The organism is Hyphomonas sp. (assembly GCF_017792385.1).
Lineage (GTDB): Bacteria > Pseudomonadota > Alphaproteobacteria > Caulobacterales > Hyphomonadaceae > Hyphomonas.
In genome coordinates this window covers 2,012,720-2,026,069 of sequence record NZ_CP051230.1, presented here as the reverse complement: position 1 = coordinate 2,026,069, position 13,350 = coordinate 2,012,720, and the positions used below count along the sequence as shown (strand labels likewise).

The 13,350-nt window shown below is 60.8% G+C and carries 16 protein-coding genes and 1 other RNA gene; 10 read left to right on the top strand and 7 right to left on the bottom strand.

Features of this window, described 5'->3' with window-relative positions:
* Positions 1 to 2: 2 nt before the first annotated feature.
* Positions 3 to 845, bottom strand: a complete 843-nt coding sequence (gene fghA / locus HF955_RS10105) for an S-formylglutathione hydrolase (protein WP_291075019.1) — start codon at positions 843 to 845, stop codon at positions 3 to 5.
* 294 nt (positions 846 to 1,139) lie between these two features.
* Between fghA and HF955_RS10100 the strand changes: the two genes are divergently transcribed.
* Positions 1,140 to 2,756 carry a hypothetical protein gene (locus HF955_RS10100; RefSeq protein ID WP_291075018.1) on the top strand — a complete coding sequence of 539 codons (1,617 nt, stop codon included), beginning with the start codon at positions 1,140 to 1,142 and terminating at the stop codon, positions 2,754 to 2,756.
* A gap of 60 nt (positions 2,757 to 2,816) precedes the next feature.
* Positions 2,817 to 3,911 carry a glutathione S-transferase family protein gene (locus tag HF955_RS10095; RefSeq protein WP_291075017.1) on the top strand — a complete coding sequence of 365 codons (1,095 nt, stop codon included), beginning with the start codon at positions 2,817 to 2,819 and terminating at the stop codon, positions 3,909 to 3,911.
* Here HF955_RS10095 and HF955_RS10090 read toward each other — a convergent pair.
* From HF955_RS10090 to HF955_RS10075, 4 genes are all read right to left on the bottom strand, one after another.
* On the bottom strand, positions 3,908 to 4,228 hold the full coding sequence (locus HF955_RS10090) for a hypothetical protein (protein WP_291075016.1): 321 nt from the start codon (positions 4,226 to 4,228) through the stop codon (positions 3,908 to 3,910). The two genes, HF955_RS10095 and HF955_RS10090, sit on opposite strands and share 4 nt — an antisense overlap.
* A gap of 121 nt (positions 4,229 to 4,349) precedes the next feature.
* Complete coding sequence (locus tag HF955_RS10085; RefSeq protein ID WP_027837881.1) at positions 4,350 to 4,727, bottom strand: VOC family protein; 378 nt, start codon at positions 4,725 to 4,727, stop codon at positions 4,350 to 4,352.
* Between the two features lie 29 nt (positions 4,728 to 4,756).
* The gene (locus tag HF955_RS10080) at positions 4,757 to 5,236 is read right to left on the bottom strand and encodes a hypothetical protein (RefSeq protein ID WP_291075015.1); all 480 of its coding nucleotides are present in this window, start codon (positions 5,234 to 5,236) and stop codon (positions 4,757 to 4,759) included.
* A complete protein-coding gene (locus HF955_RS10075) occupies positions 5,236 to 6,342 on the bottom strand; it encodes an S-(hydroxymethyl)glutathione dehydrogenase/class III alcohol dehydrogenase (RefSeq protein WP_027837880.1) in 1,107 nt (368 codons plus the stop codon). Before HF955_RS10075 ends, HF955_RS10080 begins: the two co-directional genes overlap by 1 nt.
* A 93-nt stretch (positions 6,343 to 6,435) precedes the next feature.
* Between HF955_RS10075 and HF955_RS10070 the strand changes: the two genes are divergently transcribed.
* Positions 6,436 to 7,326: a LysR family transcriptional regulator gene (locus tag HF955_RS10070; RefSeq protein ID WP_291075014.1), complete on the top strand. Its 891-nt coding sequence runs from the start codon at positions 6,436 to 6,438 to the stop codon at positions 7,324 to 7,326.
* Between the two features lie 18 nt (positions 7,327 to 7,344).
* On the opposite strand, the gene HF955_RS10065 is transcribed toward HF955_RS10070, so the two are convergent.
* Positions 7,345 to 8,133, bottom strand: coding sequence for a metallophosphoesterase (locus tag HF955_RS10065; RefSeq protein ID WP_291075013.1), 789 nt, complete (start codon positions 8,131 to 8,133; stop codon positions 7,345 to 7,347).
* Positions 8,134 to 8,137: 4 nt separating this feature from the next.
* Positions 8,138 to 9,013 carry a diacylglycerol kinase family protein gene (locus HF955_RS10060; RefSeq protein ID WP_291075012.1) on the bottom strand — a complete coding sequence of 292 codons (876 nt, stop codon included), beginning with the start codon at positions 9,011 to 9,013 and terminating at the stop codon, positions 8,138 to 8,140.
* 85 nt (positions 9,014 to 9,098) lie between these two features.
* Here HF955_RS10060 and dapB point away from each other — a divergent pair, with 85 nt between their 5' ends.
* The 7 genes from dapB (at position 9,099) to HF955_RS10025 (ending at position 13,288) form a co-directional block, all read left to right on the top strand.
* On the top strand, positions 9,099 to 9,941 hold the full coding sequence (dapB, locus tag HF955_RS10055; RefSeq protein WP_291075011.1) for a 4-hydroxy-tetrahydrodipicolinate reductase: 843 nt from the start codon (positions 9,099 to 9,101) through the stop codon (positions 9,939 to 9,941).
* 90 nt (positions 9,942 to 10,031) lie between these two features.
* Positions 10,032 to 10,436, top strand: a complete 405-nt coding sequence (locus tag HF955_RS10050; RefSeq protein WP_027837876.1) for a PTS sugar transporter subunit IIA — start codon at positions 10,032 to 10,034, stop codon at positions 10,434 to 10,436.
* Complete coding sequence (locus HF955_RS10045) at positions 10,436 to 10,744, top strand: HPr family phosphocarrier protein (RefSeq protein WP_027837875.1); 309 nt, start codon at positions 10,436 to 10,438, stop codon at positions 10,742 to 10,744. Before HF955_RS10050 ends, HF955_RS10045 begins: the two co-directional genes overlap by 1 nt.
* A gap of 66 nt (positions 10,745 to 10,810) precedes the next feature.
* Positions 10,811 to 11,665, top strand: a complete 855-nt coding sequence (locus HF955_RS10040; RefSeq protein ID WP_291075010.1) for a hypothetical protein — start codon at positions 10,811 to 10,813, stop codon at positions 11,663 to 11,665.
* Positions 11,666 to 11,712: 47 nt separating this feature from the next.
* Positions 11,713 to 12,072: a transfer-messenger RNA gene (ssrA, locus tag HF955_RS10035) on the top strand.
* Between the two features lie 90 nt (positions 12,073 to 12,162).
* Positions 12,163 to 12,807 carry a DUF5671 domain-containing protein gene (locus HF955_RS10030; protein ID WP_291075009.1) on the top strand — a complete coding sequence of 215 codons (645 nt, stop codon included), beginning with the start codon at positions 12,163 to 12,165 and terminating at the stop codon, positions 12,805 to 12,807.
* Positions 12,797 to 13,288, top strand: coding sequence for a hypothetical protein (locus tag HF955_RS10025; protein WP_291075008.1), 492 nt, complete (start codon positions 12,797 to 12,799; stop codon positions 13,286 to 13,288). Before HF955_RS10030 ends, HF955_RS10025 begins: the two co-directional genes overlap by 11 nt.
* Positions 13,289 to 13,350: the final 62 nt, after the last annotated feature.

Sequence of the window (13,350 nt, the reverse complement as noted above, 5' to 3'; positions counted from 1 at the left end):
GATCAGGCGCCCAGCGCCCGCGCATGATGGGCGATGTGTTCGTCCATATAGGTCGCAATGAAATAATAGTCGTGGCCGTAGCCATCGCGCAGATTGTAATCCAGTCGCTGGCCGTGCCTGGCGCAGGCTTCGGTGAAGATTTCCGGCTTCAGCTCCCGCTCCAGGAAACTGTCTGCCGTGCCTGTGTCGACAAGGATCGTCGCCTTGGTCTGGCGTTCCTTGACAAGCTCGGTCGCGTCATACTGCTCCCATGCAACCGAAGGCGCGCCGAGATAGGCATTGAATGCCTTCTGGCCCCATGGCACCCGCGCCGGGCTGGTGATCGGGCTGAACGCAGAACAGGACTTGTACACATCCGGATGCTTCAGGTGCAGCGTGATCGCGCCATGCCCGCCCATCGAGTGGCCGAAGATTCCCTGACGGCTCATGTCAGCATGGGGGAAGTGTTCCGCGATCAGTTTGGGAAGTTCCTCGGTGATGTACTGGTCCATCTTGTAGTGTTTGGCCCACGGCTCCTGCGTCGCTGTCAGATAGAACCCCGCGCCCTGCCCCAGGTCATAGGACTCATCATCCGGCACATCGTCGCCGCGCGGGCTGGTGTCTGGTGCGATGATCATGATGCCGTGCTTCGAGGCCGCGCGCTGCAACCCGGACTTCTCCATCACATTGGCCCAGGTACAGGTCAGGCCCGACAGGTACCACAAGACGGGCACCTTTTCCGGATCCGCCTGCGACGGCGTGTAGACCGCGAACCGCATCGTGCAGTTTTGCAAGGCGCTTTCATGATCATGGACAGACAGCGTGCCGCCAAAGGATTGCCACGAAGAAACTTCAATTGGTTGCACGCCATAATCCTTTTCGGTTTTGCTTTCGTGGCTGCCGCTCCTCGAGGTTCAGCACCCTGTTGGCCCTCGAATACGCCACTCCACGCATGTTGGCGATAGTGGCCCAAAGCCCCCCCCAAGTAAAACGAAGACAATCGGAAAAAACAGGCTCAACTCGCTGAAACCGCGAAACTTGGGATTCCCTTCGACTTCGCCTCTGGTACAAGGAGACGATCATCACAGGTCGCACCGGTCTGGATTCCGAAAACACCAGGGATGCGGCCCCACAAAACATGCATGCTTAAGGGGACAAGTATGATCCGGATTTTGCTGGCTCTTTTGGGTCTTGTAGCGGCGTTTGCGGCGAGTGCCCGGGCGCAGACCGTCCAGCGGGACTGGACGCCCTATGAGCAGAACAAGCAGTGCATGATCTCCGAGAATTTTTACAATCCGACGTATCAGAGGGATGGCACGAAGTACTGGCTGATCCCGGATAATTCGATGGCGACGATAATATTGAAATGGCATGTCAGCGGCGATCAGTTCCTGAATGAAGTGCAATACGTGTCCCGAAAGAGTTTTGCGGCGTGCTTCAACGGTGAGCGCGAATGCGGACTGCCGCTGAATTATGATATTGCAAATGAGTTGAGCCAGTTTGACCTGCCGGAAAACGGCGTCTCGACGGCCTATTTCAAGACCCCGCCCCCCACGAGCGCCGTGCGCAACGCCATGGCAGTTGTTGGCGATTGTTTCGGCCCTGCAGGCGAGGGCATCTATCTCGATGAGCTCGGACTGACCGAGACGGACCTGCCCATTGATGTCTGTTATCGCGCCGGAAATACAATGTTCTACCGCGGCGAACGCGATCGCAGTGAAGCGCCGGTGATGACCGACGCCCAGATCGCCAAATATCGCGAATGGGGCATGCTTGCCTATTCCCTGATCAATCAGCTACACAACAAGCCCGATGAAGGCGCGACGCGGTGCGGCGTCGCGCCAGCAGAGCTGATACCGTCGTTCATGCAATACTATGACGACAATGGGTATGGCCTCCTGGAAGACCCGGAATATATCGCTGCGCAGGAAGCAGAGGCTGCTGCAGCGGCTCAAGCTGCCGCCGAGAAACAGGCCCGCGAAGACGAATACCTGCGCAAGGCCAAGCGCGAGCGCCTTCTGGCCCGCAACGACTATGAGCGTTTCGGCACGCTCGATGGCTGCCAGATCGCCTATTCCTACGTCTTCGGTGGCATCAACCGGGACAAGATGAGTTTCATCGTCGATCCGGTGCCGGACAGCGGAATCAGCTGGGCCCTGAAATACGAGCAGACCCAAGCCGCCGGACAGTCATGCCCCGCCATGCCGCAGGAGCTGGGTGACTGGATGGCCCGGCAGGATCCAGACCTGTTTGAAGCCTATGGCGCCGAGGAGGAGTTCCGGAACAACAAGCCGAATATCTGGAATGACAATGACTGGAAGGCCTTTGTCGAACGCTGGATGTGGCGCAACCAGACCTTTGCGGAATCCTATGTTCAGGGCGGCAATTGCCAGGCGGCTGTCTGGTACGCGCGCAACATCGCCCATGATTGGGACGCCTTCAATCAGGCTGAGCTGGATTTTGTCGGCCTCGCCCGCGTCTTTGGACGCTGGGGCGCCCCCGACCAGGCCCTTTGCGCCGCCATCCCGCCGGATGTGCTGCCGCTGGCCCGAAAGACCTGGGAGCGGCACTACAATCAGGTGATGCGCGAGAAAGCCCGGCAACAGGCCGAATGGGACGAAGCCAATCGCCGCGAGGCTGCCCGCCGCGCCGAGATCGACGCTGCCTATGATGAACTCCTCAATTGGAAACCGCCCTATCAGAAGCAGTCCGAATTGCGCTGCTACAATGTTGAAGAGACGAAATATGGCACGCGTCAAAGGTGCTTCAGCGACTAGGGTGTGAGCCTCCTTCAGCAGACTGCACAAAATCGACTACACAGGAACGAAAACCGTATCATGCCAGATTACACACTCTACGGCGCCGAGGTCAGCTATTTCACCGGCAAGGCGCGCGCCTATCTCGACTGGCGCGGCGTGGATTATGTCGAGGAGCTGGCAACGCAACAGGTCTATCGTGACATCATTCTGCCCTCGGTCGGCTGGCCGGTCATCCCGGTGATGAAAACTCCGAGTGGAGAGATCGTTCAGGACACGGCCGACATCATCGCCCATGTCGAGGCGGCAGAAGGCCTCTCCCCACCCGCAATTCCGGACACGCCGGTTCAGGCCTTTGTCGCGCAGCTGCTGCAGCTCTATGGCGATGAATGGCTCGTCCTGCCGGCGATGCATTATCGCTGGAATTACAATGAAGACTGGGCCTATCAGGAATTCGGCGCGATCTCTGCGCCCGACCGTCCGGCCCCCGAACAATACGACATCGGCAAGCGCAATGGCGAGCGCTTCAAGGGCGCGCTGCCGCCGCTCGGCATCTCCCCCACGACTGCCCCCGCAATCGAGCGCAGCTATGAAGCCTTCCTGCGCGAATTTTCCACGCATCTGGAAGTACACCCCTATGCGCTCGGCGGACGCGCCACGCTGGCGGACTTTGCGCTCTACGGTCCGCTTTACGCCCATCTCTATCGTGACCCGTCATCCGGTGACCTGATGAAACGCTACGCGCCGAAGGTTGCCGACTGGGTGGAGCGCGTGAAGGCGGGCTCTCCGTTTGACGGCGACCTGCTGCCGAATGACGAGATCCCCGTCACGCTGGTGCCAATCCTTGCCCGCCAGATGCGGGAGCAATTCCCCGCACTTCACCAGACCGCAGAATTGTTCGGCGCCTGGGCCGAAACCGCCTCCCCCGGCACGCATGTGCCAAGGGCCGTCGGCCAGATCGAGATCGACATCGAGGACACGCAAGGCCCTGCGGCGGCGCGCACCTTCCCGCTCTGGCGCCTTCAGGCGGCGCTCGATTCCCATGCGGCGCTGGAGGGCGATGCACTCGCCCGCGCGGATGATCTGCTGGAGCGTATTCGCGGTACCGCCCTGAAGGAATTCAGCCTGCCCGCCCGTCTTGCCCGGGCGGACTATCGGCTAGCCCTCGCCCCCTAATGGATGGTGGCGTTGCCGATATCGTCTTCGTCGTCATCCTCGTCCACCATGTCCGTATATGACGTAAACTGAACGTCATAGCCAAAGGGTTGGTCCTCGGCAGCAATTTCCGGCTCGGTTCGGTAGACCTGCAATTCGCCATCCACGTGAAACCCAAGTCGCTTGCCGATCTGCACGATCATGTCGGCGGCCTGTTCGGCGTCTTCCGCCCAGACCTTCATGCCCATCACGCAGGGGCCGATCTCCGTGCCGTAGTTTTCGTTCGGCTCGAACACCTGCCCGTCGGCAATCAAGGTGAAATGCGTGAACTCTGTCATCCTCGAACCATGCCGCGCTTTTGGCCGGAAATCGAGCCCGTATCTTGGGTTTTGCAAGCCTGCCCCACGAAAAAGGGCGACGCCAGCGCGCCGCCCTCAAGCTTTGGCAATTCTGCCCGGCCTAGCCGCGCATCATGGTGCAGATCTTGTTGCCGTCCGGATCGCGCAGATAGGCAAGGTACAGCTTCATGCCATTGCCTTCGCGCCAGCCCGGCGGGTCTTCAATCGCCGTGCCGCCGGCCTCGATCCCGGCCTTGTGCCAGGCATCGGCCTGTTCGGTGCTGTCGACCGCAAACCCGATCGTGCCGCCATTGGCATGGCAGGCTGGCTGGCCATCAATTGGCGGCGTCACAAGGAACGTCCCGCCATTGTGCAGATAGATCAGGCGGCCTTTCGGGTCCGTGATCGCCTCGCGCCCGCCCAGCGCCTTGAATAGCGCATCATAGAATTTCTTCGATTTCTCAAGGTCGTTCGTGCCGACCATGACGTGACTGAACATGTATGCGTTTCCTCTTAAGTTGCTCTCAATTATTTATAGCTGACTCTCAACGTCGTACAGCCGTCGAATCCGCAATCACTTTTTTCCCACTTTATGTCCACTGTGGCGCCCTTGTAGATTTCGGAGGCAGATTGAGGCCGGGCATTTTCGTCAAACACGTCGATCTTGATTGCATGACGAGACGAGAGACACGCTACGGAGTACTCGGCCAGTTCATCGATGGACACATAATGAGTCAGGGGCGCGACTGCTTCAACGAAGGCTTCATCGGCCGCATCGTCGCACGCCTCACATTCGGTATTCCAGCCGAGTGAATACATGCAGATTCGTCCTTCGCCGCACCCGGCTTGAAACAGTGTCACATGGCGTTCATCCGCCTCAGACTCGGGCACCGCATGGATCCACGTTTTAAATGCGTTGCAATAGGCTTGCTCCATAGGTGTTGAACTGTCGGTCGTCGAACAAGCCGTCAGCGTCAGAACGAAGAAGAAGATTGTGCAGGTTCGCATCAATAAACCACCACGCTCCGGATGCTTTCGCCCGCATGCATCAGGTCAAACGCGTCATTGATCTTGTCCAGCTTCATGACATGCGTGATCATCGGGTCGATCTGGATCTTGCCGTTCATGTACCAGTCAACGATCTTCGGCACATCGGTGCGCCCCTTCGCGCCGCCAAAGGCCGTGCCGCGCCAATTGCGGCCCGTCACCAGCTGGAAGGGACGTGTGCTGATTTCCTTGCCTGCCTCGGCCACACCGATGATGACGCTCGTGCCCCAGCCGCGATGGCAACATTCCAGCGCCTGGCGCATCACATCCGTATTGCCGGTGCAATCAAACGAATAATCCGCGCCGCCATCGGTCAGCTCGACGATATGCGCAACCACATCGGCGGTTTCCTTCGGATTGACGAAATGCGTCATCCCGAATTTCTCGCCCCATTCCTTCTTGGACGGGTTGATATCGACGCCAACAATCATGTCCGCCCCGGCCATCTTCGCGCCCTGGATCACGTTCAGGCCGATGCCGCCCAGGCCAAACACGACGACATTGTCGCCAACCTGAACCTGAGCCGTGTTCACCACGGCGCCAACGCCCGTCGTCACGCCGCAGCCGACATAGCAGGCCTTGTCGAAGGGCGCGTCGGTACGGATTTTCGCCACGGCGATTTCCGGCAGAACGGTAAAATTCGAAAACGTGGAACACCCCATATAGTGATAGATCGGCTGGCCCTTGTAGCTGAAGCGCGTCGTGCCATCCGGCATCAGCCCCTTGCCCTGCGTCGCGCGTATCGCCGTGCAGAGATTGGTCTTGCCCGAAAGACAGCTTTTGCACTGGCGGCATTCCGGCGTGTAGAGCGGGATCACATGATCGCCTGGCTGCACACTGGTCACGCCCGCGCCCACTTCGCGCACAATGCCGGCGCCCTCATGGCCCAGCACGCTGGGGAAGATGCCCTCTGAGTCGAGCCCGTCCAGCGTGTAGGCATCGGTGTGGCAAATGCCGGTCGCCATGATCTCGACCAGGACTTCACCGGCCTTCGGGCCTTCCAGGTCGAGTTCGACGATTTCCAGCGGTTTCTTGGCTTCAAAAGCGACAGCGGCGCGCGTTTTCATGAGGGAACTCCATTCAGTTTACGCGCCATACTACTCTTGCGAATTCAGCGATAAAGTGGGTAATTCGAAATTCATTGTTGCAGGATTGGGATAATGCGCACGAATTGGGATGGCATTGAGGAGTTCGTGGCTGTGGCCACCTGCATGGGCTTCAAACCTGCGGCACAGATGCTGAATGTCTCGACGTCCCATGTCAGCCGCGCAGTGACCAGGCTTGAGAATGCGATTGGCGCTCCCCTGCTCTATCGCACGACGCGGAAAGTCTCCCTCACGGATACAGGCCGCACCGTGCTCAGCCAGTGCGAAAGCCTGATCCGCGCCCGGGACGAATTGTTCGCAGTCGTGGGCGGCAATACAGAGCCCCAGGGCGAACTCAAGATCACCTGCTCCACCTCACTTGGCGAGCGCTACATCTCGCCCATTGTCCGGCAATTCTGCCAGGACTATCCAAAAGTGGAAATCACGCTGGATTTGTCGAACCGGCTCGTGGACCTGATTGCCGAGGGGTTCGACCTCGCCATCCGCACCGGCCAGCTGGAAGATTCCCGCCTGGTCAGCTCCCGGGTCGCGACGCGCCAATTCCTTGTCTGCGCAGCCCCCGCCTATCTCGCCGCCAATGGCACGCCAGACCGGCTGGATGATCTGAAGGCGCACAATTGTATTATCGGTTCGTCCAGCAACTGGCGGTTCCGGCAGGGCGGCCAGCATGAAACGATCCGCCCACGGGGAAATTTGAAATGCAATTCCGGCGCCTCCGTGCTCGACGCCCTGCTGGCCGGGGCCGGCATCGGCCAGTTGCCCTATTTCTATGTCGCGCCGCATCTGGCGAGCGGTGATCTTGTGGAACTGTTTCCGGATGTCAGGCCCGAGCCTGAACCCATCTGGGCGGTCTATCCCCAGGCCCGCCACCATCAGTCAAAGGTCCACCTCCTGGTCGACCGGATCCGCGCCGAGTTGCGGCGGGAATTCGACACGCCAGCCTGACTTCGCGCCCGCCCGGGCTCAGCTGCAAGCATTTGCGTGTGATTTGAACTCACCCATCCGGGTCAGGCGCGGGCCGTCGCTGAGCAAATCGCACCGGTCCACCATGACATCAGCCGACTCCATCCGGATCAGGTTGAAGGATGGCGGCTCGGCGCGCAGCCGGACGGACAATGTCCCGGATGACACGGCCAGATAGCATCCATTGGCGCGTTCCCTGAGCGTCACCGATGGTGTGTGCACATGGCCGGTCAGGACGATCTGCACATGGCTGGCGGCAACCTTGTCGCTGGCTCGCCGCCCGCGCCGCGTCCGCGTGCGCAAAGGCGCTCCAGGCAGGGAGTGAAACGGATGGTGGCATGCCAGCAGTTTCAACGCCGCATCAGTTTCTGCGGCGCGGAACAGGGCCTCGTCCAGCTGCGTCAGGTTCACCGTGCCCTCGGCCCAGTTCTTGCGGGCCTGCCATCCGCGCGCCGTGTTCAGGCCCACGGCAATCGCCTGCCCGGCCTCGGCGGATTCAAAATACCGGCTGAAACGCTGCTTGAACCGTTTGAAAGGCTCGGCCGCCCGCGCAGCCAGATTGAACATCGGCGTATCATGATTTCCGGGTACGATCAGTTTGGGCAGGTCGAACCGGTCCAGCCAGTCTGCAGCAGCATCGAATTCCCGCGTGCGGCCGCGCTGGGTCAGGTCGCCACACACCACCAGCATGTCCGGCCTTGCTTCCTTGATACAGGCCTCTGCATCGGCGATGGCCGAATCGTCTTCGGCGCCGAAATGAATATCGGCAATTTGCGCAATCAAGGTCATGGGATCAGGACAGGTCCGGCACAAAAATCTTCACGGCGGCATCGACCCGGCAGAAACGCAGCGGTGTTTCCATCTCGCGCAATTCGCCATCCAGCGTCACGCTGACCCGCCCCTTGTCCATATGGTGCACCTCGATCTCGTCCATCCGGACAAGGTCGACATCGTCCGCATTGCGCCAGCCATCCACCAGCATCTCGATCCCAATCCGTGCCAGGTCCAACAGGCCCTGCGGGTCAACACTGGCAATCTCCAGCTTCCCGGGCGTGTCAGGATTGATGTTCACGGTCAGCGCCGTGGATGTCCGCTTGGGCGCGCCGGGCGCAGACCATTCGAGATTGGATTTCAGGGCCAGCGCCGTGGAATCGTGCACGATCTCGGTTGCCTCCAGCAGTTTGCCTTCCCGCAGCGCCTCGCGGGAATTGGTAAACCGCGTCATGTCGCCCAGCATCGCCGCCACGAAAAAGCGCGGTCCGCCAATGATTTCGCCGCACGGCATCGGTCGTACCCGCCCGCCCCGCAACGCGGCCTCGACGAGGGTTTCCCAGTCATGGTCTCCGCCAAGTGCCCTTGTCGGCAGCATGTTCATAGTGCCGCCCGGCAGCGGCAGCACGGCCGGGCCCGTCATGCCGGCATGCGACAGGGCACAGGCGATCGTGCCGTCCCCGCCCCAGGCGATCAGCGTGTCCGGCTCATCGGCCAGGGCTTGTTCCACCAGCAAGGGCAAATCCCCCTCCCCGGCAACATGAATGCGGGGATCATCCGGCAGGCCGGACAGCTTTTCCCGGATCAGGCCTGCGGCGCCCTCCGGCGTGCTGCCGGACAGGGGATTGATCACGCAGGAGACACGGCCGAGGCGCGAGAGGACATCTGTTGGGGTCATGGCAGTAAAACGCTGTCGCCCACAAATTTGTTCCGCGCGCCCGCACGGCTCTCGCCCTCGGCGATTTCCCCGCTATAACGGCGCGATGACTGACCCGACCCCTTCCGATTCGCTGCGCGTGGCCATTGCCGGTGTGGCAGGCCGCATGGGCCGACAGCTTGTCGGCGCCGCGCTGGATTCCGGCCTCTCCGTCACGGGCGGCAGCGAAGCGCCCGCATCCGAACACCTTGCCGATGATATCGGCGAACTTGCCGGCCGCCGCCTGTTGGACCTGAAGCCTGCCACGGATCCCGTCGCCGCTGCCAGCAATGCCGATGTCTGGATCGATTTCACCCGTCCGGCCGCCACGCTCGCTGCCCTGGACTCGCTGAAACATACCAGCGTGCGGGCCGTCATCATCGGCACAACGGGGTTTTCAGATGCCGAAGAAGCCGAAATCGCTCAGGCAGCGCAATCGCTCGCCATTGTGAAAGCCGGGAATTTCTCGGTCGGAATCAACCTGCTTCAGGCCCTGACGCGCATGGCGGCAGACCGGCTCGGGCCGGACTGGGATATTGAAATTCTGGAAACCCATCATCGCCGCAAGGTGGATGCGCCCTCCGGCACGGCCCTGATGGTGGGTGAAGCCGCCGCCGCCGGTCGGGGCAAACCCCTGTCGGAGCTGCGCGCAGCGCCCTATGACGGGCCGGACGCCCGCCGCCGTGCCGGCAGCATCGGCTTTGCCGTGCGCCGCTCCGGCGGCGTGATCGGCGAGCATGAAGTCAGTTTCGGCTCCGACATGGAGATCCTCACACTCAGCCACACGGCGCTGGACCGGGCCGTCTTTGCGCATGGCGCCCTCGGCGCCGCAGCCTGGGCCGTGCAGCAGGATCCGGGCCTGTATGACATGAATGACGTGCTGGGGCTTTCCGGCAACGCCCTGGCGTAAGCACTCCCCCAGCAGCTGAATCAGGGTTGACGCTCCAGTTCGCAGTGGCAGCATGACAAGTTCGTTAAGTTTGTGCACTGGGACCGGCTCATGATCGGAATTGTGGTTGTCAGCCACGGAAAGCTCGCCCGCGAACTCGTCGCCGCCACCGAGCATGTGGTGGGCGAGCAGGACCGGTTCCGCTCCATCTCCATCGAGGTCGAGGACGACATCGAGGCGCGTCGCGACCAGATTCGCGAAACCGCCAAATCCTGCGACAATGGCAAGGGCGTCATCATTCTCACCGACATGTTCGGCGGCACCCCGTCCAATCTGGCCATGTCGGTCATGAATACCGGAAATGTCGAGGTCCTGTCGGGGGTCAACCTTCCGATGCTGATCAAGTTGGCGGAAGTGCGCGGCGAGCTGTCCCTGAAAGAGGCCGCAAAGGTTGCCGCGGAAGCGGGGCGTAAATACATCAACATCGCCTCCGAACTCCTCGCAAAGTCGAATTGATGCCAGACACCGAAACCCTCACCGCCAGCCAGCGCGCCACCATCGTCAACCGCAAGGGCCTGCACGCCCGCGCCTCGGCGCGCCTGTCCCGCCTCGCCGGTGAATTCGAATCCCGCATCATCGTCTCGCATGAGGGCGAGACCGCCGATGCCCGCTCGATCATGGATCTGATGATGCTGGTTGCACATACGGGCTGCGAAGTGGAGATCAACGCCGAAGGCCCCGACGCCGCCGAGGCCGTCACCGCCATCGCCAGCCTCATCGCCGACGGCTTCGGCGAACAGGGCGAAGCCGACACGGTGTGTTGAGGGACCACGGCCAACGGCTTTAGTGTCCGACGCCTCTGCTGAGTACGACATTACCTGTTGCTGGACATGGCAACCCAGGATTTATATTCGTTTGTGATGCGGATTTTCCTTTGCCTTGTTTTCCTCGGCCTCCTGATCGGCACAGAAACGGCCGTTGCTGAGAAGTACACGCTGAAGTCGGGCGAAACCCTGGCAAATTCTGAATACTCGACACTGTATCCATTGGGCGGGAAGAAAGCCCTGACTCTGGAAGTCACATTTCAGAGCAACGCGACGGACCCGGATCTTCGTAACGCATCGCTGATAGAGATTCTGCTCGAACACCTCCTGCCGAAGGCTGTTGCGGAGGGCTATTCGGAAGCCTCTATTTGGGAGACCAAAATTGATGCCTCCTCTGGAGCAGGGAAAAATCCATTCTTCTCTTTCGGGGTCAAAGCCAGCGCGCACGAGAACTACGACTTCAGCCTGCAGGACAAATGGATATGGGCACAAACTGCCGGTCCGGAGCTGGACCTGTCGTCGGTCACGATTTCGGAATTCACCTATGATGAAGATTTGGACCTGTTCACTACACAGGTGTTTCCGAGACAATTGTCTGATGGGAATACCATTTTGGAGGTCTGGGCCAACGCTCCGGGCGCATCGCCTGCCGAGTCCATCGTGAAGGCGAATGAACTTTTTAGGTCTCTGTCAGGCTGCGTTGAGGACGGCGTACCAATCAGTGAAGACAGCCCTATGGCGGACGAGGGTGCCATCGCCTTGAGAATGTATCTCTTGCCCCATGTCACTGCATCGGCGCTACAGTACCAACCGCGCGTCAAGCTCACCTACGGCCACAAAGATGGCGTCGCAACATGCTACACGATGACGAATGACGGGTATGGAACTTGGGAAGAAATCTATGCGTCGCTGAGCAAATAGTCCTCATGGCACCGCGAGCTCCGGCCACCTCACAGTTGACACCCTCCCCCCTTCCAACGCCCGCAAATCATCCCTATATTGGTCCTGTCTTCGGACTATGGCGATAAACGCGCGTGTAATAAGCGGTTCGGACCCGGGGGCGGTACCCGGCGGCTCCACCACAAGCAGGCTCAGGCATTCACCAGCCTGTTTCTGACGGGGCCGAAACAGGATCGACGGACGTGTAAAGACGATGCCTTCGCCGGATTGGGCCCCCTCAGAAGCCCAAATCAACATAGTTGCAAATGACAACTTTGCTGAAGGTGAACTGCTCGCAGCGTAAGCTGTGCTCGGTAAACCGACTTAACTCCTAGGGTTTCAGACCCCTAGGCGGGGCCCGGAGGCGCCTGGCAACAGAAGCCTCCACCTTCTCCCCTTCCAGTTCGGTATGCCCGGTTTTCGTCACACATCCGGCCAGAATGCTGGTATGGTGCCTCCTGCGACATGGGAGGCAAATCATGGCCAACAGCACGCTGACAGGCTTCGTGAAGGAGGCTCTCGAAAAGGGCGAGGGCCGCGACGGCATCCGCGCCGCCCTGCTCAGCGCCGGCTGGCGGGCCGACGAGGTGGACGAGGCCCTGACCGCCTTTTCCGATGTCGCCTTCCCCGTCGCCGTGCCCAGGCCGCAGGCCTACCTCTCGGCGCGCGAGGCTTTCTTCTACCTCCTCTTCTTCATCCTGCTCGGCGTTGTCGCCTACAATCTCGGTTCGCTGCTCTTCGCCCTGATCGACTATGCCATCGTCGACAATATCGAGCGGGCGGATTACTGGCACCGGTCCCTCGATTATCAGATCCGCGGGGCAATCGCCGGCCTGGTCGTCGGCACGCCGATCTTCCTCTGGCTCGCCCGCATCCTGCTCAAGGCGCGCAAGGCAAACCCCGCCCTCCAGCGCTCCCGCATCCGCAAATGGCTGATCTATGTCAGCCTCGTCATCGCCGGGTCGGTCCTCGTCGGCGACGCCATCTCGCTGGTCTACAATTTCCTCAATGGCGACCTCACCCTGCGCTTCACGCTGAAATCCCTGATTGTCGCCGCCATTGCCGGATCAATCTTCGGCTATTTCATCACCCATGCCGAGAAGGACGAAGCCGATGGCATTTGACCGTCACACCCTGATCGGCGGCGCACTGGTCGGCGTCATCGCCATTGCCTGCATCGCCGGCCTCCTCATCACGGGCGGTCCCGGCGAGGCCCGCAAACAGAAAGAGGATGCCGCGCGGCTGACCGCTGTATCCGAAACCGCAGTTGCCCTCGCCTGCTATCATCAGGCCCATGGCAGCATCCCGGCTGACACGGCGCAGGTCGAAAGCGAGTTCGCAGACGCGGCTTCGGCCAGCCGGCGCGTGAAGGGGTGCGCCTCGGCCCGATTCGAAAATGACGCGGTGACTGGTGAGCCATTCCACCTGCGCAGGGATGACACGGGCACCGTCACCCAAATCTGCGCGGAGTTTGCGACCTCCAAATCGATTGGTGGGCGCGTCCGATATGGCTCCGCCATGGCGATCGTGCCGGATCTCCGCGAAGCCCGCGAAACGCCCGGCGAACACTGTTTCGCGCTCAATCTCGACGCAGACCTCGACTAGGTCATCTCCGCCCACTGGCCTTCTGCCCCTGCCCCCTTTACATCTATGCGGAGAGAGCAAGG

Coding starts and splice junctions, on each gene's coding strand:
- HF955_RS10100 (WP_291075018.1), top strand. CDS start 1,140: ATGATCCGGATTTTGCTGGCTCTTTTGGGTCTTGTAGCGGCGTTTGCG.
- HF955_RS10095 (WP_291075017.1), top strand. CDS start 2,817: ATGCCAGATTACACACTCTACGGCGCCGAGGTCAGCTATTTCACCGGC.
- HF955_RS10090 (WP_291075016.1), bottom strand. CDS start 4,228: ATGACAGAGTTCACGCATTTCACCTTGATTGCCGACGGGCAGGTGTTC.
- HF955_RS10085 (WP_027837881.1), bottom strand. CDS start 4,727: ATGTTCAGTCACGTCATGGTCGGCACGAACGACCTTGAGAAATCGAAG.
- HF955_RS10080 (WP_291075015.1), bottom strand. CDS start 5,236: ATGCGAACCTGCACAATCTTCTTCTTCGTTCTGACGCTGACGGCTTGT.
- HF955_RS10075 (WP_027837880.1), bottom strand. CDS start 6,342: ATGAAAACGCGCGCCGCTGTCGCTTTTGAAGCCAAGAAACCGCTGGAA.
- HF955_RS10070 (WP_291075014.1), top strand. CDS start 6,436: ATGCGCACGAATTGGGATGGCATTGAGGAGTTCGTGGCTGTGGCCACC.
- HF955_RS10065 (WP_291075013.1), bottom strand. CDS start 8,133: ATGACCTTGATTGCGCAAATTGCCGATATTCATTTCGGCGCCGAAGAC.
- HF955_RS10060 (WP_291075012.1), bottom strand. CDS start 9,013: ATGACCCCAACAGATGTCCTCTCGCGCCTCGGCCGTGTCTCCTGCGTG.
- dapB (WP_291075011.1), top strand. CDS start 9,099: ATGACTGACCCGACCCCTTCCGATTCGCTGCGCGTGGCCATTGCCGGT.
- HF955_RS10050 (WP_027837876.1), top strand. CDS start 10,032: ATGATCGGAATTGTGGTTGTCAGCCACGGAAAGCTCGCCCGCGAACTC.
- HF955_RS10045 (WP_027837875.1), top strand. CDS start 10,436: ATGCCAGACACCGAAACCCTCACCGCCAGCCAGCGCGCCACCATCGTC.
- HF955_RS10040 (WP_291075010.1), top strand. CDS start 10,811: ATGGCAACCCAGGATTTATATTCGTTTGTGATGCGGATTTTCCTTTGC.
- HF955_RS10030 (WP_291075009.1), top strand. CDS start 12,163: ATGGCCAACAGCACGCTGACAGGCTTCGTGAAGGAGGCTCTCGAAAAG.
- HF955_RS10025 (WP_291075008.1), top strand. CDS start 12,797: ATGGCATTTGACCGTCACACCCTGATCGGCGGCGCACTGGTCGGCGTC.